The sequence below is a fragment of the Herbiconiux sp. VKM Ac-2851 genome, from assembly GCF_013205105.1.
GTDB lineage: Bacteria > Actinomycetota > Actinomycetes > Actinomycetales > Microbacteriaceae > Herbiconiux > Herbiconiux flava.
In genome coordinates, this window is the sequence record NZ_JABMLJ010000002.1 from 727,178 (window position 1) to 754,043 (window position 26,866).

A 26,866-nucleotide genomic window follows, 5' to 3' on the forward strand; every position below is an offset into this window, starting at 1 on the left:
GCGAGGAGCCTGCCATGCGCATTCTGATGTTCGGTCGCGGAACGATCGCCACGCTGTACGGCCGTGTGCTCGGCGCCGCCGGGCACGACGTCGAGTTCTACGTGCGACCGGGACGCGCCGCCGAATACGGCGACGAGGTCGAGCTGGACTGGTTCGACGGACGCCGCAGACCGTTCGGTCGCCGCGTCCACGAGTCGTTCCGCACCACCCTGCGGGAATCGCTCCACCCGGACGACGGCTTCGAGCTGATCGTGCTCAGCGTGGGGCATCACCGTCTCGCTGAGGCGGCCGAGTTCCTGGCTCCTCGGCTGGGCGCAGCGACCCTTCTGGTGCTGGGGAACATCTGGGAGGAGCCGGTCGCGGCGGTCGCGCCGGTTCCTGCCGACCGTCTCGTGTTCGGCTTCCCGCAGGCCGGCGGCGGCTTCGGCGACGACGGCGTGCTCCGGGGCGCGATGCTCCCGTCGGTGGTCATCGGCCTGCCGTCGGGAGCGCCGGGGCGCCGGGAGCAGGACGTGCTCACGGCCTTCCGGCAGGCGGGTCTCGCCGTACGGCAGGAGCGGGATATCCGCGGGTGGCTCTGGCTGCACTTCCTCGCCGACGCCGGGATGTTCGATCAGGCCCTGCGGAGCGGATCGTTGGCCGCGATGGTCGGAGATTGGCGGGCGTTCCGCGACGCCTTCCTGACGACTCGCGAGCTGCTTCCCGTTCTCGAGGCCCGGGGCGTCGATCTCGGGCGGCACCGTGGCGCGACGTTGCCGTACCGGCTGCCGCACCTGGTCGCCGCGGTCTCCGGATGGGCGACAGCCCTGATCCCGTTCGCCGGCCGCAGCCTCGAGGCCCACACCGACCCGGCCACCCCGGAGGCGCTCGCCGTCCTGCGGGACACGCTTGGTGAAGCACGGCGGCTCGGCATCCCCACCCCACGCCTCGAGCGGTGAACGCCTAGCGGGGCAGGGGGCCGCGGGGCGGGGTGGAGGTGGCCAGTTCGGCCGGCGTGAGGGCGTCGAGGGAGCGGCCGCGGGTCTCGGGGCCGAGGGCGGTGGCCGCGAAACCGATGGCGCAGGCGGCGATGACGAAGAGCGCGACGAGCCACGACGCCCCCGAGGCCGCGGCCACGAGGGCCACCGCGATCAGCGGGGTGAGGCCGCCCGAGAGCGCGCCGGCGACCTCGCGGCTGAAGGCGAGGCCCGTGAAGCGGGCCCGGGCGGTGAACAGCTCGGAGAAGTAGGCGCCCTGAGGCCCGAACATCGCGCCGACGCCCACGCCGAGACTGACGACGACGGCGAGGGTGATGCCGAGGGGCGAGCGGGTGCCGTCGATGATCGCGAAGTACGGGAAGACGAACAGGGCCGAGAAGCCGATGCCGAAGAGCACCACCGGCTTCCGCCCGACGCGGTCGGAGAGCGCGCCGAACAGCGGCAGGGTGATCATCGTGGCGAAGGTGGCCGCCGTGACGGCGATCGGGCCGACGGAGTTCGCGAGCTTCAGAGTGCCCACGAGGTAGGCGGTGAGGAAGGTGAGGTTGACGTAGGCGAGCACGTTCTGCGGCGTCTGGCTGCCGATCAGCACCAACGCCGCCTTCTTCTCGAAGCGGAAGACCGACGAGATCGGCGCCGCCTTCACGGTCGGCTCGGCGGCCGCCCGCTCCTGCGCCTCGAGGAACGCCGGGCTTTCGGCGAGCTTCAGCCGGATGAACAGCGCCACCGCGATCACCACGACGCTCGCGGCGAACGGGATGCGCCAGCCCCAGGTGAGGAAGTCGTCCTCGGGCAGCTGCGTCACGAGCGCGAACGCTCCCGAGGCGAGCAGCAGCCCGAGGTAGACGCCGACCGCCGGCCACGCCCCCTGCAGCCCGCGCGATCGCGCCGGCGCGCTCTCGACCGAGAGGATCGCGGCCCCGCCGAACTCGGCCCCGGCCCCGATGCCCTGCACGGCGCGCAGCACGACCAGGATGATCGGCGCCCAGACCCCCACCTGCTCGTAGGTGGGCACGAACGCCATCGCCACGGTCGAGACGCCCATCACGAGCAGCGTGATGATGAGCACGTTCTTGCGCCCCACCGTGTCGCCGAGCCGGCCGAAGATCAGCCCGCCGAGCGGCCGGATGAAGTACCCCACCGCGAGCGTCGCGAAGGCCGCGAGCGTGGCCACCGTCGGTTCGGCGTCGGTGAAGATGATGCGGTTGAACACCAGCGCGGCGGCCGTGCCGTAGAGGTAGAAGTCGTACCACTCCAGCGCCGACCCCACGAGCGCGGCCGCGGCCACCCGCCGGTTCACCCCGGTCGTCCCCTCAGCCCGCGACATCGATGCCCTCCTCCTCGCCGATCGGCCCGGCCTCCGCCCCGTGCGAATGGATCAGCCGGATGATCTCCTGGCTCATGCTGTCGTACTCGTGGCTGTTCTTGCGCTCCCCCGTGATCACGAACCGGTCCATCACCGCGATCCGGTCGGCCAGCGTGATCATCTCGGCGAGGTCGCTGGAGATCAGCAGGATCGCCATTCCCTCGTCGGCGAGCTTCCAGATCAGCTCGTAGAACGACCGCTTCGTGCGCAGGTCGATGCCGACCGTCGGCTCGTCGATGATCAGGATGCGCGGCGAGGCGGCCAGCCACTTCGCCAGCGACACCTTCTGCTGGTTGCCGCCCGAGAGCCGCCCCGCGAGCTGGGCCTGCGAGGAGATGCGGATGTCGAGGTCGTCGACGAACCGCGCCACGAGCTCCCGTTCGCGTCGCGCGCTGATCAGTCCGGGCCCGCGCTGCAGCTCGGGCCACACCGTGACCGCGATGTTCCTCGTGATGCTCTGCTCGAGGAAGACGCCCTCCTCCTTGCGGTTCTCGGTCACGTAGCCGATGCGGTGCCGGTGCAGCGCCTGACGCACCGAGCGGATGCGCGCCGGCACCCCCTCGACCCGCAGCTCTCCCGCGGTGATCCGCTCGAGTCCCACGATCGCCCGGGCGAGCTCGGTGCGCCCGGCCCCCACCAGCCCGTACAGGCCGAGGATCTCACCGGGACGCACGCGGAGCGAGACCCCGTGGTGCCCGGCGGTCGTCGTCACCGACGACAGCTCCAGCGCGGGGGCCTCGCTCCGCGGTGCGGGGCGGGCCGGAACGGTGAGGGAGCCGAGCGCCCGCCCCACCATCGTGTCGACGATCTCGTCGTGCGAGTGCGCGGCCAGCGGCTGCGACTCGAGCACCGAGCGGCCGTCGCGCAGCACCGTGACCGTGTCGCAGTGCGCGTAGACCTCCTCGAGCTTGTGGCTGACGAACAGAATGGCCGCCCCCTCGTCGCGCAGCCGGTCGACCACGCGGAACAGCCGGTCGCTCTCGGCGCCGCTGATCGACGCGGTCGGCTCGTCCAGCAGCAGCACCCGCGTCTCGGTGTAGAGCGCGCGGGCGATCTCGACGAGCTGCATCTGCGCCGACGACAACTCGGCGATCGGGGTGGCGGGGTCGAGGGCGACCTCGAGCTGCGCCAGGCACGCGGCGGCCTCGTCGTGCACGCGGGTCCAGTCGATCCGGCCGGCGCGCAGCGGCATCCGCCCGAGCACGATGTTCTCGGCCACGGTGAAGCCGCGGATGACGTTGCGCTCCTGGTGCACGACGCCGATGCCCGCGTCCCGCGCCGCGGCGGGGTCGGCCAGCGACGTCTCCACCGCCCGCCCGTCGCGGCCGGCCACGAGGATGCGCCCGCCGTCGGGCCGGTGCACGCCGGTGAGCGCCTTGATCAGGGTGGACTTGCCCGCACCGTTCTCGCCCAGCAGGGCGTGCACCGATCCGGGCAGCAGGGTGAGCGACACCTCGTCGAGCGCCTTGACACCCGGGAACGACTTGGAGATCGCGAGGGCCTGCAGAGCGGGAACGGTCATCGGGAGGCCTCCACGGTCTCGGGGGTCCTGGCATCCTGGGCACGCTCGGCGCCCCGCCGCCGTTCGGCGCGCACCTGCCGCACCCGGTCGAGGGCGACGGTACCGAGCACCACGGCGCCGATCACGAAGTTCACCCAGGCGGGGGCGAGCTGGAACTCGGCCCGCGCGGTGTCGACCAGGCGCACGACCGTCGCGGCGAGCACGGTGCCGAGCACGGCGACGGTGCCGCCGGTCAGCGAGACCCCGCCGATGATCGGGGCGGCGAAGCTCGGCAGCAGCCAGTCACCGCCGACGCTCTGGTTCACGCCGGGAAGTGCAGCGAGGCTGACGAGCGCCGCGACACCGCAGAGGAGGCCTGAGGCGGCGTGCGCCAGCACGACGCTGCGGTCGTTCGAGATGCCGAGCAGTCGCGCGGCCTCGGGATTGTCGCCGCTCGCCAGCAGGCGCCGCCCGGAGCGGGTGTACCGGAAGGCCAGGGCCACGACGACCGCGACGGCCACCGCGGCGAGGAAGATCACCGGCACGCCGACGACGGTCGCCCGGCCGACGGCGGCGAGCGGCTCCCAGTTCGCGGCCGACACCGTGCGGGTGCCGACGAGCGCGTACTGCGCCCCGAGCAGGATGGTCATCGTCGCCAGCGTCACGATGAAGCCGTTGATGCGGGTGAGCACGACCAGCCAGCCGTTCGCGAGCCCGGCGAGCAGCCCGACCGCGAGCGGGACGAGCGCCCCGAGCAGGGGCGGCACGCCGACGTCGGCCATCAGCACGGCGGCGAGGGCGGCGGCGACACCGCCGATGGCGCCGACCGCGAGGTTCAGCTGGCCGACGGCGACCGTGATCATCTGCGCGAGCCCGATCAGGATCGGCACGGCCAGGAACTGGAAGAAGGTGCGGATGCCCACGGGGGAGAAGAGGTCGCCGCCCGAGGCGAGGCCGAGCAGCACGGTGCCGGCGACGACGATCACGACGAGGGTGATGCTCTGCGAGCGCAGCAGGGCGCGCACGCCGGTGCGACGGCCGCCGTTCATGCCGGCACCTCCTCGGCGGTCGGGGTGCGGCCTCTCCGCAGCCGGATCTCCCGCACCCGGTCGGCCGAGAGGGCCACCAGCAGGATGATGCCGAGCAGCACGTTGAGCGTCTCGATCCCCACGCCGAACAGCTCGAGCCCCTTGCGGATGACCAGCGTCAGCGTGATGCCGAGGAAGGTGCCGACCACCGAGACGTAGCCGCCGGCCAGCAGCGTGCCGCCGAGGATCGGCCCCACGAACGACTGCAGCATGAACTCGTCGCCGATCGACGGCGTGAACGAGCCGATGCTGGTGGCCAGCAGGATGCCCGCCAGCGCCGCGAGCGTGCCCGAGAGCGTGTGGGCCAGCACGATCCGCCGCGAGGTGGGGATGCCCGACAGCTCGGCGGCGGTGACGTTGCTGCCCGTCAGCAGCAGCTCGCGGCCGTAGCGCGTGCGCTGGTAGAGCAGGCCGATCACGGCCATCACGACGAGCACCGGCACGACCATCAGCGGGATGGCGGCGGGGCCGCACCAGCCGGCGAGGCAGACCGACGCGAAGGAGGTGCGGCCGAGCAGGTCGAAGCCCTCCGGCTTCACCACGAAGGCCGACCCGGTGCTGAGCGCGGAGTAGACGGTCGGCACCAGGCCGAGCAGCGCGAAGCTCATGGCGAGCGTGACGATGAACGAGTTGACCCCGGTGCGGGCGATCATCCAGCCCGTCGCGGCCCCGATGGCGGCACCGGCGACGAGGCCGAGCAGGATGCCGGCCACCAGCGGCAGCGCGAACAGGTCGAACGAGAGGCCCGCGACCATCGCGCCGAACGCCGCCATCTGGCCGACGGCGATGTTCATGTGGCCGATCGAGAGCACCGTCATCTGGGCGAGCCCGACGACGGTGAAGACCGCGATCGAGGTGATCAGCGGGGCGAGCACGAAGGCGCCGTTCAGGAACGACGGCTTGAGGGCGATCAGCACGCCGACGAGCACCGCGATGATCGCGATCAGCACGAAGCGGGGGGTGCCGAGCCAGCGCACGAGAGCGGGGCGGCTCGTCACGCGACGATCCGGTCGTCGATGGCGTCCTGGTTCCAGTGGATGCCGAGACCGGGAGCGGTCGGCGCCAGGGCCCGGCCGTCGACGATCTCGAGCTCGCCGTGGGTGATGGCCCGCAGCTGCGGGATGTACTCGACGTAGCGGCCGTTCGGCACGGCGCCCACGAGGCTGACGTGCAGCTCCATCAGGAAGTGCGGGCAGACCGCGACGTTGAAGGCCTCCGCGAGGTGGGCGACCTTCAGCCACGGGGTGATGCCGCCGATCCGCGCCACGTCGACCTGCACGATCCCGGCCGCCCCGCGCTCGAGGTACTCCCGGAACTGCGCCACCGAGTACATCGACTCGCCGACCGCGATCGGGATGCTCGTCGCCCGGGCGAGCCGCTGGTGCCCGGCGACGTCGTCGGCGGGCAGCGGCTCCTCGAGCCAGAACAGGTCGAGCGGCTCGAACGCCCTCGCCCGCCGGATCGCCTCGGCCCCCGTCATGGACTGGTTGGCGTCGACCATCAGGTCCATCCGGTCGCCCACGGCGTCGCGCACCGCGCGCAGCCGCTCGACGTCGTCGGCGACGTGCGGCATGCCGACCTTGATCTTGAGGCCCGACCAGCCGGCGGCGCGCGATCGCAGCGCGCCCTCGACGAGCTCGTCCGTCGAGAGGTGCAGCCATCCGCCCTCGGTGTCGTAGAGCGGCACCTCGCGGCGGAACCCGCCCGCCGTCTGCCAGAGCGGGGCGCCGGCGCGGAGGGACTTGAGGTCCCAGAGCGCCGTGTCGACCGCGGCGAGGGCGAGCGAGGTGATCGCCCCCGTCGTGGTCGCGCGGGTCGAGGCGAAGAGGCGGTGCCAGATCGCCTCGACGTCGGCCGCGTCCTGCCCGGGCAGGAGGTCGAGCAGGTGGTCGCGCAGCATCGACAGCACCGCCCGCCCGCCCGTGCCGATCGTGTAGGAGTACCCGACGCCGGTCAGGCCGTCGTCGGTGTCGATCTCGACGAAGACCGTCTCCTGCTTGATGAAGCTCTGAACGGCGTCGGTGCGCACGGTCTCGACCTCCAGGTCGACGAGGCGGGCGCGGGCGGTGGTGATGGTCGGCATCGGTGCCTCCGGGACAGCGGCCGCGAGGCGGCCGGAAGGACGGCGGCCGCGGGGCGGCCGGAAGGGACGGCGGCCGCCGGGCGGCCGGGAGATGGGTGCGGGGTCAGGAGCAGACGAGGTAGTCGGCGTCGAAGTCCTTCATCAGCTGCTCGCTCGCGGCGGTGCGCTCGTCGTCGTAGCTGGCCACGTTCTCCTTCGTCACGACGAAGGAGCCGGAGTCGATGATCGCGCCGGGCTCGGACATCGTGCACTCCTTGCTGGCGAGCTTCGCGAGGGCGTAGCTGCCGACGTAGGCCTGGCCGGTGGGGTTCTGCGCGATCGTGGCGTACACCGAGCCGTCCTCGATCGCGGCGAGGATCGTCTCGTCGTCGTCGATCGCGACGAGCGAGATGGGCAGGCCCGACTCCTTCACCGCGGTGGCGGCGGCGACCGCGGGGTTGTACGCGGTCGAGACGATGCCGGTGATCTCGCTGCCCTTCGAGGCGAGCAGGTCGGCCACGGCCTTCTGGGCGGTGGTGATGTCGGTGTCGATGTCGGTCACGTCGGGCAGCAGGGTGACCGCGCCGTTCGTCTCCTCGACCGCCTTCTTCACCCCGGCGATGCGCCGCTGGGTGTTGGAGTCGACGTTCACCCCGGTGAGGTGCGCCAGCACGCCGCTGCCGCCCATCGCCTCGATGGTCGCCTGGGCCGCCTTGTAGGCCGCGGCCTCGGTGTCGGTCGACAGGCAGAAGTCGGCGTCGTTGGTGTCGCCGGCCGGGCAGGAGCCGAGCGCCGCGCTCGCGATGCCGTTCTGCTTGAGGTTCTGGAAGGTCGAGTTGATGTCGGTGGGTGAGACGCCGAACACGCCGAAGGCGTTGTAGCCGTTGGCGACGAGGGAGTTGATGACGTCGTTCTCCTTCGTCTGGTCCCAGCCGGCGGTCTCGTTGAAGGTGGCGTCGCCCAGGCCGAAATCGGTCTTGGCCTGGTCGGCCGCGGCGATCCACGGCTGGAAGTACGGGTGCGGGCCGCCCGGCACGAGGGCCACCTTCACGGAGTCGAGGCCGGTCGCCTCACCGCCTCCGGGCGAGGCCTGCGGGGTGCAGCCGGCGAGCAGCAGGGCCGCCGTCGTCATCGCTGCGAGGGCGAGGGGAATCGTGGTGCGTCTCATCGTTGAGCCTCCATCGGGTGCGAGTTATCCTATTTGATTTTCCTATAGGATTTGAGCCATGCTCCACGATAGATTGGATCCTGTCAAGCAGGAGGGGGCGACGGATGCTCGAGGGGCAGTATCTCGACTCGCTCGGCGCGGCCTCGGGCTCGCCCCGGCCCACCGAGGTGCACCAGCACCTGCGCGCCCTGATCATGTCCGGGGCCATCCCGCCCGGCCGTCGGATCAACATCGACGACGCGGCCCGGCAGCTCTCCGTCTCCCCGACGCCGGTGCGCGAGGCGCTCGCCGGGCTGGAGTCCGAGGGGCTCGTGGTCAAGGTGCCGCTCCGGGGCTACCGCACCACCGAGCTGCTCACCCGCGACGAGCTGATCGAGCTCTACGAGCTGCGCATGCTGCTCGAGCCGGCGGCCGCGGCCTCGGCGGCCCGGCGCCGCGACGACGCGGCCCTGGCGGCGTTCGACGCGGAGCTCGGGACGATGAGCGGTCACCCGGCTGCCCTCCCGGCCGGCGCGCTCTCGGCCCACGACGAGCGGCTGCACGGCCTGGTCTTCGAGACCGCGGGCAACGGGCTGATCAGCCGCACCTACGCCCGGACGCACTGCCACCTGCACATCTTCCGGCTCTCCTACGCGGGCAGCTACGGCCACGGCACGCTCGACGAGCACGTCGGGATCGTCCGGGCGATCCGCGACGGCGACCCCGATCGGGCGGCCGAGGCGATGCGCGGCCACCTCGACAGCTCGCTCGGCCGGGTGCTCGGCACGGAGGCCGCCGGCCGCTAGCCGGCGACGAGGGCTTCCGGCGTCTCGGCGGGGCGGAGTCCCGGCCGCTGCCGCGCCGGGTAGCGCTGCTGCACGATGCCCTGCAGCACCGCCGCCGCCGCCCCGCGCGCCCAGTCCTCGAAGGCGTGCGGCCGCAGCACGATGCGGCAGCGCCCCGCGGCGCCGAAGGCGTGCGCCTCGAAGGCGGCGCGCAGCCGCTGGTCGTAGAGGTCGTAGTCGGACACGGCCTCGCCGGTGATCAGCACGATCTCGGGCCCGGTGAGGTTCACGACCGTCGCGATGGCCGTGCCGATCACCGTGCCCGCCCGGTCGAAGACCTCGACGGCCGCGGGGTCGCCGTCGTGGGCGAGGGCCACGGCCTCGGCGATCGAGGCGACCGGATGCCCGTCCCGCACCCCGCCCGCCTCGGCCACCGCGCGCACGATCGCCCCGGTCGACGCCACCGCCTCGACGCAGCCGCGCCGGCCGCAGGTGCAGACGAAGCGCTCGGAGGTCAGCGGCAGGTGTCCGATCTCGCCCGCCACCCCGAAGGCGCCCTCGACGACCTCGCCGTTGACGTGCAGCCCGCAGCCGATGCCGCTGCCGATCGTGATGATGGCGAACGAGCTCGTGCCGACGCCCTCGCCGAACCAGTGCTCGGCGATGGTGAGCGCCCGCACGTCGTTCTCGATCAGCACCGGGAGGCCGAGCCGCTCGGTCAGGGCACCGCCGAGATCCTCGCCGGTCCAGCCGAGCAGGGCCGACTCGCGCACGACGCCGTTCCGGGAATCGACGTCGCCCGACACCGAGACCCCGACGCCCGCGAGCCGCTCGCGCCGGTCGCCGAGCAGGGCGCAGAGCCGTTCGGCGATCTCGGCGACGCCCTCGACCACCGCGTCGAAGGAGCGGCCGACCGGCTGATGGGCCGACACGAGCATCCGGGCCCCGAGATCGGTGGCGACCCCGATCACCTCGCCCGGGTTGACCTTGATGCCGAGCACCACGAGCGAGGCCGGGTCGACCTTGATCGGGTTCGCCGGCCGTCCGCGGGGGCCGCCGCGCGGTGCCGGGTCGTGGTCGACGATCAGCCCCGCGGCGATCATCGGCGCGACCGCCTTGGTGACGGCGGCCTGCGACAGCCCGGTGGCCTTGGCGACGTCGGTGCGCGAGAGCGGCCCATGGGTCAGGATGCCCGTGAAGATGTCCACGGCGGCCGGCGACGCGGCCCCGAGCACGCGCAGCGCCTCGCCCGCCCGCTCGCCGATCCGCACGCTGCTCATCGCGACCCTTCCGTCGTGCACCCCATTCTGCCGGTCGCGGAGCCGCGGCGGGTGCCCGCGGGTTCCGACGGCCCGCGGGCGGAGGCGGCCCGTCCGCTAGCCGTCGATCCTCCGCAGGTCGAGCACGACGGCCTGCGCCGGGTCGAGCGTCGGCAGCGGAACCCCGGCCACCGTGAGCACCGTGCCCGGCAGCTCCACGCCGCCCGCCCGGGCCGCGTCGAACCACTCGGGCCCCTCGCCCTGGTGCAGCGCCACCGCCCCGAGCTCGTCGCGCACGGTCACCCGATAGCTCGCCGAGGCGTCGAGCCCGGGCATCCGCACCCGCCCCGACTGACCGGCGGCCGAGGTGCCGAGCCGCGCCCAGGCGTAGAGAGCCCGGGAGCCGTCGGCGGCCACGCTGCCGTGCAGCAGGGTCTCGTCGTCGGGCAGGTCGGCGTGCACCCGGCGGCCCGTGGCGACGAGGTCGCGGATCTCCTTGTAGAGCCCACCCCAGCGGCGGAGCGCCTCGAGCTCCTCGTCGCTGCAGCGTGTGATGTCCCACTCGATGCCCGCGGAGGCGAACAGCGCGGTGGCGAGCCGGAACGACAGGTCGGCCGAGCGGTGCGTCGTGTGCGAGCGCTCGGCTCCGACGTGCGAGCCGAGCAGCTCGGGCGGCAGCAGCAGCTCCGACCAGCGCTGGATGCGCTGGCGCTCGATCGGGTCGTTGCAGTCCGAGGTCCAGACGCGGTCGGTGCGGGCGAGCACGCCGAGGTCGACGCGGCCGCCGCCCGAGGCGCACGACTCGATCTCGAGCGCGGGGAAGCGGCTGCGCAGCGCGTCGAGCAGGGCGTAGAGCGCCAGGGTCTGCGCGTGCACCCCGGGTGTCCCGCCGGCGGTCTGCCGGGTCGCCTCCATCAGGTCGCGGTTGTGGTCCCACTTCAGGAAGTCGATCGAGTACGCCTCGACCAGCGCCGAGATGGCGTCGAGCAGGTAGGCGAAGGCCTCCGGATGCGCGATGTCGAGCACGTACTGGTGCCGGCTCGAGGTGCCGAGGCCGGCCTCCGGGCCGAGCACCCAGTCCGGATGCGCGCGCGCCAGTTCGGAGTCGAGGTTGATCATCTCGGGCTCGAACCAGAGCCCGAACTGCATCCCGTGCGAGCGCACCCGTTCGGCGAACGGGCCGAGCCCGTCGGGCCAGACGCCCTCGTCGATCTGCCAGTCGCCGAGCCCCGCCCGATCGTCGCGGCGGCCGCGGAACCAGCCGTCGTCGAGCACGATCCGCTCGACGCCGATCGAAGCCGCGCGGTCGACGAGGTCGATCAGCCGGGGGAGCTCGTGGTCGAAGTAGACCGCCTCCCAGGTGTTCAGCACGAGTGGCTGAGCGCCCGGCCGCCGGCGGTCGGAGCGCACGCGCTCGTGGAAGCGGTCGGCGACGCCGTCCAGGCCCTCGCCCGACCAGGCGAACAGCACCAGAGGCGTCGAGTACGTCTCGCCGGCGGCCAGGCGGATCTCGCCCGGCCGCACCAGCTCCCCGCCGCCGAGCACGGCGGAGGCCGCACCGGCGCCCTCGGGCAGCCGCTCGACGAACCAGCGCTGATCGCCGCTCCAGGCGACGTGCATCGCCCAGACCTCGCCGTGGCCCGCCCCGAAGCCCGGGGTACCCGCCGCCATCAGGTACGGCGAGTCGACGCCGGGCTTGCCGCGGCGCACCTCGCGGGCGTGCAGGCCGTCGCGCACCGGCGTGCGCTGCGGCTCGCGCTCGCGGCTCCACTTGCCGGTGAAGTCGAGGATCTCCGTCGCCCGGGCGGGCAGCGGCAGCTGGGCCACGAGCCCGGCCAGGTCGTAGGGGGCGTCGCCGGCCGACGCGGTCGAGCTGATCGTCACGGACACCCCGACGAGCCCGCTCGGCTCGAGGGTGACCCGCTGCCCGATCGTGAGCCCGCTGACCGCGTCGTCGAAGCGGAGATCGATCGAGCCGCCGGCATCCTGCACGTCGACGAGAACCTCCCGCAGCACGGGCCGCGGCGTCGTCGCCCCGCCCGCCCGGTGCCCGCTCAGCCCGGGGACCCCCGACCAGTCGTGTCGCTCCCCGGGCAGCAGCGGGAACCGCCGCGCCACGTCGGGCGCGTTGTGCAGCCGGGCCGTGCCCGAGGTCAGCCGGAGGGCCTCGAGCTCCGCGGCGGAGAGCGGGCCGAGATCACGGCCCCAGTGCAGCACCGAGGGGGCATCGCCCGACGCGTCGACCACGAGGGACACCCCCGCCGCGCGCAGGTGGGGGATGCGGTGGGGTGCAGAACTCATCTCGTCCTTCTCCGTCGAATTATTTGACACTATCAATTATTGCTACTTATGCTGACACCGCAACTCGAGCACGACCTACCAGATGGGCGAGATCAATGGCGATTACAGCGTCTCGCGGCACCCGCGCCGCGAAGAGCACCCGTGTCAGGGGCCAGGGGGCGATCAACTCGCACTCCCCGGCGCACCGGAACGACGGGCGACTTGCCTGGGTGCTGATCGCCCCGGCGCTCCTCGGGTTCCTGGTGTTCTTCCTCTACCCGACGCTCCGCGGCATCTACCTGAGCTTCACCGACTTCAAGGTGCTCACGCCGCCGACCATCACCGGCTTCGACAACTTCGTGCGGCTGTTCGGCGACCAGGTGTTCTGGTCGTCGCTCGGCGTCACGGTCTACTTCGTGCTGCTCAGCGTGGTGTTCGGCATGACGATCTCGCTCGTCACCGCCGTGGTGCTGCACCGGCTCACCTCGAACACGGTCGTGCGCGGCATCATCATCCTGCCGTTCCTGATCTCGGGCGTCGTCGCCGCGACCACCTGGTCGTGGATGCTCGACTCCCAGCTCGGCGTCGTGAACATGCTGATCGAACAGCTCACCGGCGAGCCGATCATGTTCCTCGGCTCGCGGGCCTGGGCCATCCCCTCGATCGCCATGATCAGCGTCTGGAAGTCGATGGGCTACAACGCGATCATCATCTTCGCCGGGCTGCAGACCATCCCGCCCACCATCTACGAGGCCGGCCGCATCGACGGCGCCAACGAGGTGCAGATGTTCCGCCGCCTCACGCTCCCGCTCCTCCGCCCCATCCTCGCGATGGTGCTCGTGCTCACCGTGATCGGCTCGTTCCAGGTGTTCGACATCGTCGCGGTCACCACCAAGGGCGGGCCCGCCAACGCCTCGAACGTGCTGCAGATGTACATCTACGACAAGGCCTTCGGCCAGTTCGACTTCGGCTACGGCGCCACGATGTCGCTCGCGCTCTTCGCGATGCTCATCATCATCACCTTCCTGCAGATGCGGCTCATGCGGGCGAGCGAATCGGACACCAACTGATGACCACCATCCTGAAGCCCACCCCCCGCGTGACCACCGAGGTGCTCACCACGCCTGAACGCCCGAAGGCGCCACGCGGCCGCACGATCTCCCGGTTCTCGCCGGGCCGGGCCGTGGCCTGGCTGTACATCGTGATCGTGCTGGTCGTGACGATCTTCCCGTTCTACTGGATGCTCCGCACCGCCTTCTCGAACAACTACTCCCTCATCCGCGACCCGGGATCGCTCCTGCCCGTCGACTTCACCTGGGGCGCCTTCGCCCGGGTGCTCGGCATCGCCAGCCAGGAGCAGTCGCTCTCCGAGGGCGGCTCGGGCGCCTCGATCGAGATCCTGCACTTCCTGCTGAACTCGGTGATCTACGCGACCGTGCAGACCGTGGCGATCGTGTTCTTCTCGACCATCGCGGCGTACGCCTTCGCGCGGCTGCGGTGGCGGGGGCGGGACCTGATGTTCTCGGTCTTCCTCGCGGCACTGATGGTGCCGGGCATCCTGACCCTGCTGCCGAACTTCGTGCTCGTGAAGGACCTGGGCCTGCTCAACACCTTCGCGGGCATGATCCTGCCGACGGCCCTGTTCTCGGCCTTCAACATCTTCTTCCTGCGCCAGTTCATGCTGGGCCTCAGCGAGGAGATCGAGGAGGCGGCGCTGATCGACGGCGCCGGGCGGATCCGGGTGCTGTTCCAGATCACGCTGCCGATGACCTCGGGCCCGATCATCACCCTGTCGATCCTCGGCTTCATCACCGCCTGGAACGACTACTTCTGGCCCCTGCTCGTCACGAGCGACGACTCGGTGCGGCCGCTCACGCTGGCCCTCGCGGTGTTCAAGCAGTCGTCGCCGCAGGCCTCGCCCGACTGGGCCGGGCTGATGGCGGCCACCCTCGTCGCCGCGCTGCCGATGCTGCTGCTCTTCCTCGTCTTCGGCAAGCGCATCGTCAACTCCATCGGATTCACGGGGCTGAAATGACCGAGCTCTCCCTGCACGAGCGCCCGCGCGCCGACGCGCTACGCCTCGGCTTCACCGCACCCGCCGCCGAGTGGGTCGAGGCCGCCCCGGTCGGCAACGGCCGCACCGGCGCCATGGTCTTCGGCGGGCGCTCGGGCACCCGGCTGCAGTTGAACGACTCCTCGGTCTGGTCGGGTACGCCGTCGGCCGGGTCGCTGGCCCTCGACGAGCTGATCGCGGGTGGGGCCGGCCCCGAGCGGCTGGCCGAGGTGCGGGCCGCGATCGACCGCGGCGACTACCGCGAGGCCGAGCGGCTGCTGTACTCGTTCGAAGGGCCGTGGAGCCAGGAGTTCCTGCCGCTCGGCGAGCTGGTCGTGACCGAGCTGCCGGATGCGCGTGCCGCGGGTTCGGGCGACGCCGGGGTCGCGGGGTCCTACGCCCGCGAGCTCGACCTCGACGACGCGGTCGTGCGCGAGAGGGCCGGCGTCGACGGATCACGCACCATCCGCACCGTCTGGGCCTCCGCCCCGGCGGGCTGCGTGCTCGTGCACCTCGGCTACGACGTGCCGACGGACATCACGCTCGAGCTCTCGACGCCGCTGCGGCTGGAGCGGACCAGTGCCGGTTCGGGTGCGGGTGCCGCCGCGGGCGAGGGTGCGGGCGACCGCTCCGGCGCGGCGTCGCTCGCCCTGGGCGTCCGCCTGCCGGTCGACGGCGCCCCGCTGCACGAGGAGCAGGTCGCCGAACCGCTGGTCTACCGCGACGAGCGGAACGCGGGTGCCGCCGCCTACGACCCCTACGCCGCGATCGCGGTGGCCGTGCGGAGCGACGGGGTCGCCGCGGCGGCCGGCACGGGCATCCGTCTCACCGGCGTGCGCCGGGCCCTCGTGGCGATCGCCACCGACAGCACCGGCCGGCGCTGGTGGCGGGGCGACGGTTCCGACCTCGCCGCCACCGGCCGCCCCGCGCTGATCGCCGACACGCTGCAGCTCGCCGAGCGGGCCGCCGCGACCGCCCCGGCCGAGCTGCTCGCCGCCCACCTCGACGACGTGCGACCGCTGCTCGGCGCCTCGACGCTGCGGATCGGCGCCCGCCGCGCGGGGCTGTTCGACGTCGCCCGCGACGTGCTGCACAGCGACGACGACACTCTCACGGCCACCGTGCTCACCCAGTTCGGGCGGTACCTCCTGGTCGCCGCCTCCCGCCAGGGCTCGCCGCCGGCGAACCTGCAGGGCATCTGGAACGACCGGCTGCGTCCGCCGTGGTCGTCGAACTACACGATCAACATCAACACCGAGATGAACTACTGGGCCGCCGAGTCGAGCGGGCTCGGCGTCTGCCACGGGCCGCTGATCGATCTGATCGACCGGCTCTCGGTCACGGGCGCCGAGACCGCGCGCCGGCTCTACGGCACCCGCGGCTGGGTCGCCCATCACAACACCGACCCGTGGGGCTACTCGCTGCCGGTCGGCGCGGGGCACGGCAATCCCTCCTGGGCCATCTGGATGATGGGCGGGCTGTGGCTCACCGATCATCTCTGGCAGCACTGGCGCTACTCGCTCGACGAGCGGTTCCTGCGCAAGCGGGCCTGGCCGGTGCTCGTCGGCGCCGCGGAGTTCGCGCTCGACTGGCTGGTCGACGACGCCCACCCCGCTGACGGTTCCGACGGCGCCGGGGACGGCACCCGCGGGCTCCGCACGGTCCCGTCGACCTCGCCCGAGAACCTCTTCCGCGGGCCCGACGGCCACGCCGAGTCGCTCGCGCAGTCCTCCACCATGGACATCGCCCTGATCCGGGCGCTGTTCGGGCGGGTGACGGAGGCGGCCGGGGTGCTCGGGCTCGAGCATCCGGTGCTCGCCGAGATCGCAGAGGCGCTGCCCCGGCTCGTGGGGTTCGCGGCCACCGCCGACGGCCGGCTGCGCGAGTGGGGCGCCGACCTCGTGGAGGTCGACCCCGACCACCGGCACATGTCGCAGATGATCGCGGTCTACCCGCTCGGCCTGATCGACCCGGCCACGACGCCCGAGCTCGCGAAGGCCGCCGTGGCGACCCTCGACCGGCGCGGCCCGGGTGCGATGGGCTGGTCGTGGGCCTGGAAGATCGCCCTGCGCGCCCGCCTCGGCGACGGCGAGACGGCCCGCGAGCTGCTGCGCGAGGCGAGCACCCCGTTCGAGCGCGACCACCGTCGGCTCGCGCCCGTCGACGGCTCGGAGTGGGGCGGCCTGCTGCCTAACCTGTTCTCGACGCATCCGCCGGTGCAGCTCGACGGCAACTTCGGCTTCGCGGCCGCCGTGCGTGAGCTGGTGCTCGGCACGGCCGAGGGGGCGGTGCGGCTGCTGCCCGCCCTGCCCGAGGCGTGGTCCGACGGCGAGCTGCTGGGCGCACGGCTGCCCGGCGCCCTGGCGGTCGACCTCCGCTGGGCCGGGGGTCAGCCGGTCGAGGTGGTCGTGCGGCGCCTCGCCGAGGCCTCGCCCCGGGTCGTCGAGGTCGAGCTGCGGGGCCGGCGGATGCGCGTGCCGCTCGACGCCGGCGAGACCGTGCTCGACCTCTCCGCGCTCGTCCCGGCTACGGCAGGGGTGCGCTGATGCTCGTCGACGCTCCGCTCGAGGTGCTGCGGGAGTACCGCAGCAGCCAGACCGTGCCCGACGACTTCGACGAGTTCTGGGCCGACACGATCGCCTCCGCACGCGACACGGGCGGAACGGTCATCCGCACCCCCGTCGACACCGGCCTCGTGGGGGTCGAGGTGTTCGACCTGACCTTCCCCGGCTTCGGCGGCGATCCGGTGCGGGCCTGGCTCAGGCTGCCCAGGATGCGCGACCGCCCGCTGCCCGCCGTCGTGCACTTCACCGGCTACGGAGCCGGGCGCGGCGCCCCGATCGACGACCTGCTGTTCGCGACCGCCGGTTACGCCCACCTCGTGATGGACACGCGCGGACAGGGCGACGGCGGAACGGTCGACCCCGGCTTCGAGTCCATCGCGCCCTCGGGTTTCCTGACCCGGGGCATCACCGACCCGCACTCCTACTACTACCGTCGCGTGTTCACCGACGCCGTGCGGGCCGTCGACGCCGTGCGCGGGCTCGACGAGGTCGACCCCGACCGGGTCGCCGTCGCCGGCAACAGCCAGGGCGGCGGCATCGCGATCGCGGCGGGCGTGCTCTCGGAGGACGTGCGCGCCGTGCTCGCTCAGGCCCCCTTCCTCGCCGACCTGCCCCGGGCCGTCGGCGCCACCGACCGCTACCCCTACCGCGAGATCGCCGACCTGCTCACACGGGCCCGCCACCTCGAGGCGCTGGCGCTGCAGACGCTCGCCTATGTCGACACCGTGAACCTCGCCACCCGCGCCCGGGTGCCCGCCTGGTTCTCGGCCGGGCTGATGGACGACATCACCCCGCCCTCCACCGTGTTCGCGGTCCACAACGCGTGGGCCGCCGAACGTCACATCGTCACCTGGCCGTTCAACGGCCACGACGCAGGCGGGTCGCACGACCTCGCGGGTGCCCTCCGGGTGCTCTCCGAGACCGTCGGCCCGGCCTGACACCACACCGCCCTGCACATCATGATCGAAGAGGAACCATGAGAACGAGAAGACTGATCCCCGCCCTGGCCGTGCTGGCCCTGGCCGCACCGCTCGCCGCCTGCTCCGCGGGAGGCGGCGGGGGAGACTCCGCCGGCGGCACCGTGAACTGGTGGACCTGGGACGAGAAGCAGGCCGTGTCGTACAAGGAGTGCCTGGCCGGCTTCGAGGAGGAGAACCCCGGCGTCACCGTCAACATCTCGCAGTACGGCGTCGACGACTACTTCACCAAGCTCACCGCGGGCTTCGTGGCGGGCAACGCGCCCGACGCCTTCCAGAACAGCGTGCAGTTCTTCGACGCCTACGCCAAGCAGGGGCAGCTCGAGCCGCTGGACGACTACATCGCGAAGAGCGACTACGACCTCGGCGTGTTCAACGTCGGCGTCGAGAACTGGAAGTACACCGACGGCAAGCAGTACGCCCTGCCGCTGGACTGGGCCGCGAGCGCCATCTACTTCAACGAGGACATGGTCACCCAGGCCGGCTACACCGCCGACGACATCGCCTCGATGACCTGGAACCCCGACGACGGCGGCACCTTCGACGAGATCGCCACGCACCTGACGATCGACGAGAACGGCGTGCGCGGCGACGAGCCCGGCTTCGACAAGACCAAGGTCGCCACCTACGGCGTCGGCAACCTCGGCACCGAGGACTACATCGGCCAGACCACCTGGAACCCGTTCATCTCGACCACCGGCTGGAAGATCGGCGACCCGGCCGCCTGGGCCACCCAGTTCCGCTACGACGACCCCGAATTCATCAAGACGATGGACTGGGTGCGCGGCCTCTCCGACCGCGGCATCGCGCCGAAGCTCGGCGAGTTCACGATCGGCGACACCGAGCAGCTCGGCTCGGGCAAGGTGGCCATGTCCTCCGGTGGATCGTGGTCGGCGACCACCTTCGCCCAGCTGCCGGGCCTGAAGGTCGGCATCGCCCCGACCGTGCTCGGCCCCGACGGCACCACCCGCTCGATGATGTCGAACTCCAACGGCAACGAGCTCTGGGCCGGGTCGAAGAACAAGGACAACGCCTGGAAGTGGATCTCCTACATGGGGTCCGAGGACTGCCAGACGAAGGCGGCGCTGAAGAGCGGCTCGTTCTTCCCGTCGATCCCCGGCGCCATGGACGCGGTCGCGGCCGACCAGCTCGCGAAGGGCGTCGACCTCGGCGTCTTCGTCGACGCGGCGAAGAACGGCTGGATCTACCCGGCCTACCCCTCCGCCAACGGCTCCGAGATGGGCACGACGATCCAGCCCCTGATGGAGGCGTTCTTCACGCACGAGCGCGACGACGACGTCTTCCCCGAGATGGCCGCGACCTCGAAAGAGATCCTGGCCGGGTGATCGCCACCGGCACGGGTGAGGATGCGCGGCTGACGCTGAGGACGCCGGCCTCGGTCGACATCTTCACGCGCATCCTCACCCACGGTCCGATCGGCCGGATCGACGTCGGCCGGCAGACCGGCCTCTCGCAGGCGGCCGTCACCAAGACGGTGGCGCCCCTGCTCCTGGACGGCATCGTCGCCGTCGACCGCCCCCTGGCCGGCACCGCTGCGGCCGGGGCGGCGCCGGGCCGGCCGGTGCACCCCCTGCGGGTGGTGCCCTCGGCCCGGCTCGTGCTCGGCGTCAAGGTCAACCCCGACGAGGTGATCGGGGTCGCCACGGGGATGACCGCCGACATCCTGCACGTGGTGCGGCGCCCGCTCGGGTCCACCTCGCCCGCCGCCGTCATCGAGGCGGTCGCCGGGGTCGCCGAGGAGCTGGGCGCGCTACTCGGCGACCGGGCCTCCCGGCTGATCGGGCTCGGCGTCGCCGTGTCGGGTGACGTCGACGCCGCGACCGGGATCGTGCGGGACTCACCGCTTCTGGGCTGGCGGGGCGTGCCGCTCGCGCATCCGCTCGCCACTCGGCTCGGGGTGCCGGTGCGGGTCGACAACGACGTGCGGGCGCTCACCATCGCGGAGCACTGGTTCGGCGTGGGCCGCGACTCGGGCTCGTTGGCGGTCGTGACGATCGGCTCGGGCATCGGCTGCGGGCTGTATCTCAACGACGACGTGGTGTCAGGGGCGCACGGAGTCGCCGGCGAGCTCGGGCACCTGCCGCTGGCGTCGCTCGACGCGGTCTGCGTCTGCGGGCGGCGGGGCTGCGTCGAGGCGGTGGCCTCGTCGGGCGCGGTCCTGCGGGCGGTGCGGGCGGCGACGGATGCTCCGCTGCTCACCCTCGCCGAGGCCGCCGGCCTGGCGCGGGAGGGCGTGCCCGGCGCCGTGGCGGCCTTCGACCGCGCGGGCACCGCCATCGGGGCCGCGCTCGCCATCGTGGCGAACCTCACCGGACCGGACACGGTGCTCGTGGCGGGCGAGGGCATGCAGGAGTTCGAGCTCTACGAGCGCACCATCCGCTCGACCTTCGCGGCGCACGCCTTCGGGGCGGCGGCGGACTGCGTGCTGGTGACGCGGGCGCACACCTTCGAGGACTGGGCCCGCGGTGCGGCGGCCTCCCTCATCCGCGCGGCGGTGCGCCAGGAGTTCTGAGCGGGCCGGCGGCTCGCCTCCGCTCCGCCCTATCCTTGCCTTCGGAGGACACACCATGGCCACGTCGATCACCGTTCCGGTGCTGCCCGGCTCCGGCGCGGGAGCGGTTGAGCTGCCGATCGACGTCCGGGTGGGGCTGGGTCAGATGCTGGTCGTCCCGGGCGATCTCCCGGGCAATCTCCTCCGCGCCGCGACGATGGCCGCAGAGGCGGCGGCCGCCGGCTGCGACGTCCTCGTGCTGCCGGAGTGCTTCGATGCCGGCTGGACGCACCCCGATGCCGGCCGGCTCGCCACACCCCGAGGAGGAAGCACCGTCGCCGCGCTGAGCGACCTGGCCCGCGAGAACGGCCTGATGATCGCCTCGGGCTTCACCGAGCTCGCCGACGAGGGGCTGTACAACGCGGCCGTGCTCATCGCGTCCACGGGCGACGTGATCGGCTACCACCGCAAGATCAACGAGCTCGACTTCGCCCGGAAGCTCTACCTGACCGGGCGGAGCGTCTCGGTCGAGAGCACCCCGCTCGGGGTGGTCGGGCTGAACATCTGCGCCGACAACCATCTCTCCTCCCTCACCCTCGGCAGGAGTGCCGCCCACATGGGTGCTCGGATCCTCCTGTCCCCGTCGTCGTGGGCCGTGCGCGCCGACCGTGACGTGGACGAGGAACCCTACGAGGAGTGGGTCGAGGCGTACGGAGCTCTCGCCCGCTCGACCGGGATGCCCGTCGTGGGCGTCAGCAACGTGGGCCCGGTCGTCGGCGGAAAGTGGGACGGCTGGACGTGCATCGGCAGCTCGCTCGCCGTCGATGCTGACGGGGCAGTGCTCGCCCGAGCCCGCTTCGGAGCCGACGCGGCGGAGCTCGTCGTCGCTACGGTGCCCCTGCGGCCGGCTGCCTGAGGTTCGGGACGGCTCAGCAGCCCGGGCCGCTTCCGAGCACCTCGGCGTCGAGCGGCCAGCGGATGTCGAGCACGTCGCCCGGCTGCACCGCGAGCGGGTCGGTGCAGGGGAAGTTGACGCGGACGACGTCGGCCGTCTGCAGCTGGAACCGGGAGGCGATCGCCAGGACGGTGTCGTTGTCCGTCACGGTGTAGCGGTACTCGTAGTCGTTGACCTGGTCGGCTGGTCCGTCCGCGTAGGGCGCGGGGCCCGTGTCCTCCACCCAGGGGGTGTTCGGGGTGTTGCCTCCGTCGGTCTGGCCGCCGGCATCGTTGGGCCGGGTCGGCGGCAGCGGTTCCGGGGGAGCTGTCGGAACTTCGGGAACCGGCGGAGGCTCTTCGGTCGGCTGCGGGGATGGGGTCGGCGTTGCGGTCGCCGTCGTGACGACCGTCGCCGTGACCGTCACCGGAGCCGCCTGCGGCGACAGCAGCGAGCATCCTGACAGGAGCGCGACGCACAGCACGGCCCCTGCCGCAGGAAGTAGGCGAGTCATCCCCGAATGCTACCGACCCGGCTGTCGCTCTACTCGACCGGCTGCGCCTCGGCTGGGGCCTCGCCGTGCAGGAGGCGGCGCATCTCGGCGGGGAGGGTGGCGGCCGCGCGGTAGCGGGCCATCAGGGCGGCGTTGGCCTCGTAGTTCGGGCCCTCGCGGAGCTCGGCGACGTGGTGGAGCGCGAAGACGCGGCCCTCGTGCCGGCGCGGCGGTTCGCCGAGCAGCGTCTCGTGGGCGACGTGCCACGCCGCGTCCTCGAAGCCCCAGCCGCGGAACCGCTCGTCCTGCCCGCCGTGGCTCGCCCAGGTCGCGGGCGTGGTGACGTAGACGCCGGAGCAGGCACCGCGCACGACCTCGTGGACGCAGTCGGCGAGCGGGATGCCCGCGGCGTGCTGCGCGGTGCCGGCCGCGCCGAGCCAGCGGTACTCGGTGTAGGGCAGGTGCACGCGGCCCGAGGTGGCCGCCGCGGCGATCGCCTCGCGCAGGGCGCCGCCCTCGGGGATGGTGTCGGCGTCGCCGATCACCACGACCTCGTCGGGATCGGCCAGCCGCCCCACGCCGAGGTTGCGGCAGCGCGCGAGGTTGAACACGTCGTCGTCCGAATCCACGATCAGCACCGGCACGTCGCCGAGCTCCTCGCGGTACCAGGCGACCACCGCGTCGAACGCGGCGAGGCGGGAGGGCTGCGGCCTCCACGGGATGACGATCGTGACCATCCTCCGACAATAGAGCCCGTCGCCCCCCTCCCCGCACGCAGTCACCGACCGTTCATCCGGCACCCGGGATACGGTGGGCGGATGGCGGCGGTCGTGAGCGTGGAGGCGGTCTTCGGCGCGGCCGTGGAGGCCGCGGTGCGGGCCGAGTGGGAGGCGCTCGCCGCCGCCGGGATGTCGAGTCTCGCGGGGCACACCTCCGCGAGCAACGCGCCGCACCTCACGCTGGCCGTTCGGCCGGCCGAGGGCGGGTTCGGGCCGTTCGCGCTGCCGGGCGAGGTCGCCGTCGCGCTGCCGCTGCCGGTCGTTCTCGGGGCGCCGATGCTGTTCGGGGCGGGGGAGCGGCGGGTGCTGGTGCGGTCGGTGCTGCCGAGCGCGGGGCTGCTCGCCCTGCACGCGGCCGTGCACGCGCACCTCGCTGCAGGCGCCAGGGCCGAGACGGCCGCGGGTGCCGGTGCCGGGGTCGACGCAGGCGCCGGAACTGACGGAGGCGGGGTGCAGGATGCTCTGCACACGCGACCCGGGGAGTGGACGCCGCACGTCACGCTCGCCCGCCGCATCCGGCTCGAGCAGGTGCCCGCGGCCCTCGCGCTCCTCGGCGGCGACATCGCGGGCGAGATCGTCGGTCTGCGGCACTGGAACGCCGAGACTGCCACCGTCACGCCGCTCGACCGGGACGTGTTCACCCGTTCGTAACCGGAGGGTGCGAGCATCCGCTCATGTCGAGTTCTGAGCCCTTCCTGCCCGTCGGAGATCCGCGCGACGCCGAGGCCGACGAGGCCGAGCGCGAACGCGACCTCGCCGGCGACCCGCAGGACGACACCGCGTTCGACGTCGACGACGAGGCGGCGGTCGACGATCCCGATGCCGAGCGCGCGGCCGATGAGCAGCGGATGCACGCCGAGTCCACCCAGTTCCGCCGGCCCATCCCGGGCAATCGCTTGAGTGCCGACGAGCTGGCCGCCGACCTCGGCGGCGACGCCGAACGCGACGCCTGAGAGCTCCGGGAATCGGAGCCAACTCTCGGTTCCGCGGCGTACCGTTGCTGCAACCGGAGCGGCTGCGCAGCAGACGGCCGTCGGTTCGTCGGAAGAAGTGATGCCAGATGGCTCGTAACCAGAAGCGCTGGGCGGTCGCGATCGCGGCCCCCGCCGTCGTCGCCGTGGTCGTCGCGGGTGGGGTGCTCGCCACCTCCGCGTCGGCCGACCTGCCCGAGAAGACGCCCGAGCAGGTGCTCGAGCTCGCCGCACAGGCCGATGTGCAGACCTTCTCGGGAACGGTCGAGCAGAGCTCCGACCTCGGCCTCCCCGACCTGTCCGGCTTCGGCGGCGCAGGCGCAGGCGGCGGCAGCGGAAGCAGCGGGTCCGGCAGCAGCGACGACGGCGGCACGGCCGCCGACCAGGGCCTCTCGCCCGAATCCGCCCTCGAGCTGCTGACCGGCAGCCACGAGGCGCGCGTCTACGCCGACGGCACCGACAAGCTCCGCGTGCAGGTGCTCGACCAGCTGGCCGAGCGCGACATCGTGAAGAACGGCGACGACGTCTGGCTCTACGACTCCAGCGACGACTCGGCCGTGCACACCACGCTGCCGGCGCGCACCGACGCGAACACCGGCGACGCCCAAAGCACCCCCGGCACCGTCCCCACCCCCGCCGACATCGCTCAGCGCTTCCTCGCCGCGGTCGACCCCTCCACCGACGTCTCGCTCGGCGCCGACACCTCGGTCGCCGGCCGCGACGCCTACGACCTCGTGCTCACCCCGCGCACCGACGCCACGCTCGTCGGCTCGGTCTCGATCGCGGTCGACTCCGAGACCGGAATGCCGCTCCAGGTCGAGGTGCTCGCCCGGGGCGAGTCCAGCCCGGCCTTCGAGGTCGGCTTCACCGAGCTCTCGCTCGACACCCCCTCGGCCGAGCTCTTCGACTTCACCGCCCCCGAGGGCACCACGGTGACCGAGAAGGCCCTGCCGACGAAGGGTGACGTGCCCGAGGCGTCGGCCGCGCATCCGGAGCCCGTCGTCACCGGCGAGGGCTGGGGCAGCGTCGTCGAGCTGCCGATCGGCACCGACACCGCCGAGCTCACCTCCTCGCCGATGTTCTCGCAGCTGACCACGAAGGTCGACGGCGGCAGCCTGCTGCAGACCACCCTCGTCTCGGTGCTGCTCACCGACGACGGCCGCGTGTTCGCCGGAGCCGTTCCGGCCGAGACGCTGCAGAGCGCGGCCGCAGCGGCCCCGGCCCCCGCCAGCCCGGCCGAGTGACCGCGGCTCCGGCCGCGATCCAGACGAGCGGCCTGACGAAGCGCTTCGGCCGCCAGACGGTGGTCGACGGCGTCGATCTCGACGTGCCGGCCGGGGCGGTGTTCGGCTTCCTCGGCCCCAACGGCTCGGGCAAGACGACGACGATCCGCATGCTGCTCGGGCTCGCGAGCGCGACGGCCGGCGAGATCTCCGTGCTCGGCGAGCGGATGCCCGGCAAGCTCGGCACCGTGCTCCCCGACGTCGGCGCACTGATCGAGGGCCCGGGCTTCTACCCCTTCCTCTCGGGCGCCGCGAACCTCGCCCGGCTCGACGCGGCCGACGGCTGGGCGCCCCGGTCGACCCGCCGCACCCGCGTGGCCGAGGCGCTCGAGCGGGTCGGACTCACCCAGGCCGGCGGCAAGAAGGTGCGCGCCTACTCCCTCGGCATGAAGCAGCGCCTCGGCATCGCGAACGCCCTGCTGATGCCCCGGCAGCTGATCGTGCTCGACGAGCCGACCAACGGCCTCGACCCGCAGGGCACGCGGGAGGTGCGCGGCCTCATCCGCTCGCTGGCCTCGACCGGCACGACCGTGTTCGTGTCGAGCCATCTGCTCGCCGAGATCGAGCAGATGTGCACCCACATCGGCGTGATGCGCGGCGGCCGCCTGGTGGCGCAGGGCACCATCGACGAGCTGCGTGCCGCCGGCCAGGCGACGCTGCACCTCACGGTGGCGGCTCCGGATGCGCGGCTCGCCGTGCGCACACTGGCCCCCCTCGGCATCGTGGTGACGTCGGCCACCGCCCCCGAGGCCGGCGAGGCGTCGGCCCCCGAGGTCATCCCCGACGCGGATGCGCCGATGGCATCCAACGACGGCGACACCGCCCTCGCGGCCCCGTTCCCCGACGGGCTCCCGCCCGAGCACGTGGTCGCGGCGCTCGTCGGCGCGGGCGTGCGCGTGCGCGGCGTCGCCGTCGACCGCCCCTCGCTCGAGGACAGCTTCGTCGCCCTGACGGGGGAGGGCTTCGATGTCCTCCAGTGACACCACCGCGGTGACCGTCCGCTCCCCGCGCCGCGCGCTCGGCTGGGGCTTCTTCCTCAGCGAGCTCGGCGTGCTCTTCCGCCGGCGCCGAACGCAGGCGATGCTCGGCGCGCTCGCAGCTGTGCCGATCCTGATCGCCGTGGCCATCCGGGTGACCGGCGGCGACGGCCGCGGCCCGGCGTTCCTCGACCGCATCAGCCAGAACGGGCTGTTCGTCGGCATGACCGCGCTCGTGGTCTCGATCCCGCTGTTCCTGCCGCTGACGGTCGGCGTGGTGGCCGGCGACTCAATCGCGGGGGAGGCCTCGACCGGCACGCTGCGCTATCTGCTGGTCTCGCCGGTCGGGCGCATCCGCCTGCTCGTCGTGAAATTCGCCTCGGCGGTGGTGTTCTGCCTCGCCGCCACCCTGACGGTCTCGCTCGCGGGCATCCTCGCGGGTGCCGTGCTGTTCCCGATCGGCCCGGTCACACTGCTCTCGGGCGACACCGTCGACGTCGGCGAGGCGCTGCTGCGGGCGCTGCTCATCTCGGTCTATGTGGCGCTCGGCCTCCTCGGCCTGGCGGCCATCGGCCTCTTCATCTCCACGCTGACGGATGCACCGGTCGGCGCGATGGCCGCCACGGTCGTCGTGGCGATCCTCTCGCAGGTGCTCGGCCAGCTCTCGCAGACCGAGCTGCTGCACCCGTTCCTGCCGAGCTACCACTGGCTCGACTTCGCCGACCTGCTGCGGCAGCCGATCGACTGGAGCTCGTTCGCCGGCAACGCCTGGCTGCAGCTGGCCTACGTGGCGATCTTCGGGGCGCTCTCGTACGCCCGCTTCGCCACGAAGGACGTGCTCTCCTAGCCAGGCCGGGC

General features: G+C 72.6%; 24 protein-coding genes. 14 read left to right on the forward strand and 10 right to left on the reverse strand.

The annotated features are described in order from the left end of the window. Window positions 1-14 precede the first annotated feature (14 nt). Window positions 15-938: a ketopantoate reductase family protein gene (locus HQQ85_RS10080; RefSeq protein ID WP_173182362.1), complete on the forward strand. Its 924-nt coding sequence runs from the start codon at window positions 15-17 to the stop codon at window positions 936-938. Between the two features lie 4 nt (window positions 939-942). Here HQQ85_RS10080 and HQQ85_RS10085 read toward each other — a convergent pair whose 3' ends face one another. From HQQ85_RS10085 to HQQ85_RS10110, 6 genes are all read right to left on the reverse strand, one after another. Next, complete coding sequence (locus tag HQQ85_RS10085) at window positions 943-2,304, reverse strand: MFS transporter (protein WP_173182363.1); 1,362 nt, start codon at window positions 2,302-2,304, stop codon at window positions 943-945. Then, window positions 2,291-3,865 (reverse strand): sugar ABC transporter ATP-binding protein, encoded by a 1,575-nt coding sequence (locus tag HQQ85_RS10090; protein WP_173182364.1) that lies wholly within the window; start codon window positions 3,863-3,865, stop codon window positions 2,291-2,293. The genes HQQ85_RS10085 and HQQ85_RS10090 overlap by 14 nt, the downstream gene beginning before the upstream one ends. Then, window positions 3,862-4,893 (reverse strand): ABC transporter permease, encoded by a 1,032-nt coding sequence (locus HQQ85_RS10095; RefSeq protein ID WP_173182365.1) that lies wholly within the window; start codon window positions 4,891-4,893, stop codon window positions 3,862-3,864. Before HQQ85_RS10095 ends, HQQ85_RS10090 begins: the two co-directional genes overlap by 4 nt. Next, a complete protein-coding gene (locus HQQ85_RS10100) occupies window positions 4,890-5,930 on the reverse strand; it encodes an ABC transporter permease (protein WP_216851612.1) in 1,041 nt (346 codons plus the stop codon). Before HQQ85_RS10100 ends, HQQ85_RS10095 begins: the two co-directional genes overlap by 4 nt. Next, the gene (locus tag HQQ85_RS10105; protein WP_173182366.1) at window positions 5,927-7,015 is read right to left on the reverse strand and encodes a mandelate racemase/muconate lactonizing enzyme family protein; all 1,089 of its coding nucleotides are present in this window, start codon (window positions 7,013-7,015) and stop codon (window positions 5,927-5,929) included. The genes HQQ85_RS10100 and HQQ85_RS10105 overlap by 4 nt, the downstream gene beginning before the upstream one ends. Before the next feature lie 103 nt (window positions 7,016-7,118). Then, window positions 7,119-8,162, reverse strand: a complete 1,044-nt coding sequence (locus HQQ85_RS10110) for a substrate-binding domain-containing protein (RefSeq protein WP_173182367.1) — start codon at window positions 8,160-8,162, stop codon at window positions 7,119-7,121. 104 nt (window positions 8,163-8,266) lie between these two features. Between HQQ85_RS10110 and HQQ85_RS10115 the strand changes: the two genes are divergently transcribed. Further along, window positions 8,267-8,947: a GntR family transcriptional regulator gene (locus HQQ85_RS10115; RefSeq protein WP_173182368.1), complete on the forward strand. Its 681-nt coding sequence runs from the start codon at window positions 8,267-8,269 to the stop codon at window positions 8,945-8,947. Here HQQ85_RS10115 and HQQ85_RS10120 read toward each other — a convergent pair. Together HQQ85_RS10120 and HQQ85_RS10125 are read right to left on the reverse strand one after the other, a co-directional pair. Next, window positions 8,944-10,206, reverse strand: coding sequence for an ROK family transcriptional regulator (locus HQQ85_RS10120; protein ID WP_173182369.1), 1,263 nt, complete (start codon window positions 10,204-10,206; stop codon window positions 8,944-8,946). The genes HQQ85_RS10115 and HQQ85_RS10120 overlap by 4 nt on opposite strands. A 96-nt stretch (window positions 10,207-10,302) precedes the next feature. Then, a complete protein-coding gene (locus tag HQQ85_RS10125) occupies window positions 10,303-12,486 on the reverse strand; it encodes an alpha-galactosidase (RefSeq protein ID WP_173182370.1) in 2,184 nt (727 codons plus the stop codon). Between the two features lie 95 nt (window positions 12,487-12,581). Between HQQ85_RS10125 and HQQ85_RS10130 the strand changes: the two genes are divergently transcribed. From HQQ85_RS10130 to HQQ85_RS10160, 7 genes are read left to right on the forward strand one after another with little or no spacing between them, the layout of a single operon-like run. Then, window positions 12,582-13,535, forward strand: a complete 954-nt coding sequence (locus HQQ85_RS10130) for a carbohydrate ABC transporter permease (RefSeq protein WP_173182371.1) — start codon at window positions 12,582-12,584, stop codon at window positions 13,533-13,535. Beyond that, the gene (locus HQQ85_RS10135; protein ID WP_173182372.1) at window positions 13,535-14,500 is read left to right on the forward strand and encodes a carbohydrate ABC transporter permease; all 966 of its coding nucleotides are present in this window, start codon (window positions 13,535-13,537) and stop codon (window positions 14,498-14,500) included. The genes HQQ85_RS10130 and HQQ85_RS10135 overlap by 1 nt, the downstream gene beginning before the upstream one ends. Beyond that, complete coding sequence (locus HQQ85_RS20795) at window positions 14,497-17,064, forward strand: glycoside hydrolase N-terminal domain-containing protein (RefSeq protein ID WP_216851613.1); 2,568 nt, start codon at window positions 14,497-14,499, stop codon at window positions 17,062-17,064. Before HQQ85_RS10135 ends, HQQ85_RS20795 begins: the two co-directional genes overlap by 4 nt. Continuing rightward, window positions 17,064-18,020 (forward strand): acetylxylan esterase, encoded by a 957-nt coding sequence (locus HQQ85_RS10145; RefSeq protein ID WP_216851614.1) that lies wholly within the window; start codon window positions 17,064-17,066, stop codon window positions 18,018-18,020. Before HQQ85_RS20795 ends, HQQ85_RS10145 begins: the two co-directional genes overlap by 1 nt. 38 nt (window positions 18,021-18,058) lie before the next feature. Then, the gene (locus HQQ85_RS10150) at window positions 18,059-19,405 is read left to right on the forward strand and encodes a sugar ABC transporter substrate-binding protein (RefSeq protein WP_173182373.1); all 1,347 of its coding nucleotides are present in this window, start codon (window positions 18,059-18,061) and stop codon (window positions 19,403-19,405) included. Beyond that, window positions 19,402-20,592 (forward strand): ROK family protein, encoded by a 1,191-nt coding sequence (locus HQQ85_RS10155; protein ID WP_371741839.1) that lies wholly within the window; start codon window positions 19,402-19,404, stop codon window positions 20,590-20,592. The genes HQQ85_RS10150 and HQQ85_RS10155 overlap by 4 nt, the downstream gene beginning before the upstream one ends. A gap of 55 nt (window positions 20,593-20,647) precedes the next feature. Next, complete coding sequence (locus HQQ85_RS10160) at window positions 20,648-21,487, forward strand: carbon-nitrogen hydrolase family protein (RefSeq protein ID WP_173182374.1); 840 nt, start codon at window positions 20,648-20,650, stop codon at window positions 21,485-21,487. A gap of 13 nt (window positions 21,488-21,500) precedes the next feature. Here HQQ85_RS10160 and HQQ85_RS10165 read toward each other — a convergent pair whose 3' ends face one another. Both HQQ85_RS10165 and HQQ85_RS10170 read right to left on the reverse strand, forming a co-directional pair. Beyond that, window positions 21,501-22,019: a LysM domain-containing protein gene (locus HQQ85_RS10165; RefSeq protein WP_173182375.1), complete on the reverse strand. Its 519-nt coding sequence runs from the start codon at window positions 22,017-22,019 to the stop codon at window positions 21,501-21,503. Between the two features lie 29 nt (window positions 22,020-22,048). Then, a complete protein-coding gene (locus tag HQQ85_RS10170; RefSeq protein ID WP_173182376.1) occupies window positions 22,049-22,735 on the reverse strand; it encodes a hypothetical protein in 687 nt (228 codons plus the stop codon). Window positions 22,736-22,816: 81 nt separating this feature from the next. On the opposite strand from HQQ85_RS10170, the gene HQQ85_RS10175 reads away from it, so the two are divergent. From HQQ85_RS10175 to HQQ85_RS10195, 5 genes are all read left to right on the forward strand, one after another. Continuing rightward, entirely contained in the window at window positions 22,817-23,428 is a 612-nt protein-coding gene (locus tag HQQ85_RS10175; protein WP_173182377.1) for a 2'-5' RNA ligase family protein, read from the forward strand. Between the two features lie 23 nt (window positions 23,429-23,451). Then, window positions 23,452-23,730: a hypothetical protein gene (locus HQQ85_RS10180; RefSeq protein WP_173182378.1), complete on the forward strand. Its 279-nt coding sequence runs from the start codon at window positions 23,452-23,454 to the stop codon at window positions 23,728-23,730. Between the two features lie 107 nt (window positions 23,731-23,837). Continuing rightward, window positions 23,838-24,992, forward strand: coding sequence for a DUF2092 domain-containing protein (locus HQQ85_RS10185; RefSeq protein ID WP_173182379.1), 1,155 nt, complete (start codon window positions 23,838-23,840; stop codon window positions 24,990-24,992). Beyond that, on the forward strand, window positions 24,989-26,011 hold the full coding sequence (locus HQQ85_RS10190; RefSeq protein WP_173182380.1) for an ATP-binding cassette domain-containing protein: 1,023 nt from the start codon (window positions 24,989-24,991) through the stop codon (window positions 26,009-26,011). The genes HQQ85_RS10185 and HQQ85_RS10190 overlap by 4 nt, the downstream gene beginning before the upstream one ends. Then, entirely contained in the window at window positions 25,998-26,855 is an 858-nt protein-coding gene (locus tag HQQ85_RS10195) for an ABC transporter permease (protein WP_173182381.1), read from the forward strand. Before HQQ85_RS10190 ends, HQQ85_RS10195 begins: the two co-directional genes overlap by 14 nt. Window positions 26,856-26,866 lie beyond the last annotated feature (11 nt).

Coding starts and splice junctions, on each gene's coding strand:
- HQQ85_RS10110 (WP_173182367.1), bottom strand. CDS start 8,162: ATGAGACGCACCACGATTCCCCTCGCCCTCGCAGCGATGACGACGGCG.
- HQQ85_RS10130 (WP_173182371.1), top strand. CDS start 12,582: ATGGCGATTACAGCGTCTCGCGGCACCCGCGCCGCGAAGAGCACCCGT.
- HQQ85_RS10085 (WP_173182363.1), bottom strand. CDS start 2,304: ATGTCGCGGGCTGAGGGGACGACCGGGGTGAACCGGCGGGTGGCCGCG.
- HQQ85_RS10095 (WP_173182365.1), bottom strand. CDS start 4,893: ATGAACGGCGGCCGTCGCACCGGCGTGCGCGCCCTGCTGCGCTCGCAG.
- HQQ85_RS10150 (WP_173182373.1), top strand. CDS start 18,059: ATGAGAACGAGAAGACTGATCCCCGCCCTGGCCGTGCTGGCCCTGGCC.
- HQQ85_RS10165 (WP_173182375.1), bottom strand. CDS start 22,019: ATGACTCGCCTACTTCCTGCGGCAGGGGCCGTGCTGTGCGTCGCGCTC.
- HQQ85_RS10180 (WP_173182378.1), top strand. CDS start 23,452: ATGTCGAGTTCTGAGCCCTTCCTGCCCGTCGGAGATCCGCGCGACGCC.
- HQQ85_RS10115 (WP_173182368.1), top strand. CDS start 8,267: ATGCTCGAGGGGCAGTATCTCGACTCGCTCGGCGCGGCCTCGGGCTCG.
- HQQ85_RS10125 (WP_173182370.1), bottom strand. CDS start 12,486: ATGAGTTCTGCACCCCACCGCATCCCCCACCTGCGCGCGGCGGGGGTG.
- HQQ85_RS20795 (WP_216851613.1), top strand. CDS start 14,497: ATGACCGAGCTCTCCCTGCACGAGCGCCCGCGCGCCGACGCGCTACGC.
- HQQ85_RS10135 (WP_173182372.1), top strand. CDS start 13,535: ATGACCACCATCCTGAAGCCCACCCCCCGCGTGACCACCGAGGTGCTC.
- HQQ85_RS10105 (WP_173182366.1), bottom strand. CDS start 7,015: ATGCCGACCATCACCACCGCCCGCGCCCGCCTCGTCGACCTGGAGGTC.
- HQQ85_RS10160 (WP_173182374.1), top strand. CDS start 20,648: ATGGCCACGTCGATCACCGTTCCGGTGCTGCCCGGCTCCGGCGCGGGA.
- HQQ85_RS10120 (WP_173182369.1), bottom strand. CDS start 10,206: ATGAGCAGCGTGCGGATCGGCGAGCGGGCGGGCGAGGCGCTGCGCGTG.
- HQQ85_RS10185 (WP_173182379.1), top strand. CDS start 23,838: ATGGCTCGTAACCAGAAGCGCTGGGCGGTCGCGATCGCGGCCCCCGCC.
- HQQ85_RS10175 (WP_173182377.1), top strand. CDS start 22,817: ATGGCGGCGGTCGTGAGCGTGGAGGCGGTCTTCGGCGCGGCCGTGGAG.
- HQQ85_RS10080 (WP_173182362.1), top strand. CDS start 15: ATGCGCATTCTGATGTTCGGTCGCGGAACGATCGCCACGCTGTACGGC.
- HQQ85_RS10090 (WP_173182364.1), bottom strand. CDS start 3,865: ATGACCGTTCCCGCTCTGCAGGCCCTCGCGATCTCCAAGTCGTTCCCG.
- HQQ85_RS10145 (WP_216851614.1), top strand. CDS start 17,064: ATGCTCGTCGACGCTCCGCTCGAGGTGCTGCGGGAGTACCGCAGCAGC.
- HQQ85_RS10195 (WP_173182381.1), top strand. CDS start 25,998: ATGTCCTCCAGTGACACCACCGCGGTGACCGTCCGCTCCCCGCGCCGC.
- HQQ85_RS10170 (WP_173182376.1), bottom strand. CDS start 22,735: ATGGTCACGATCGTCATCCCGTGGAGGCCGCAGCCCTCCCGCCTCGCC.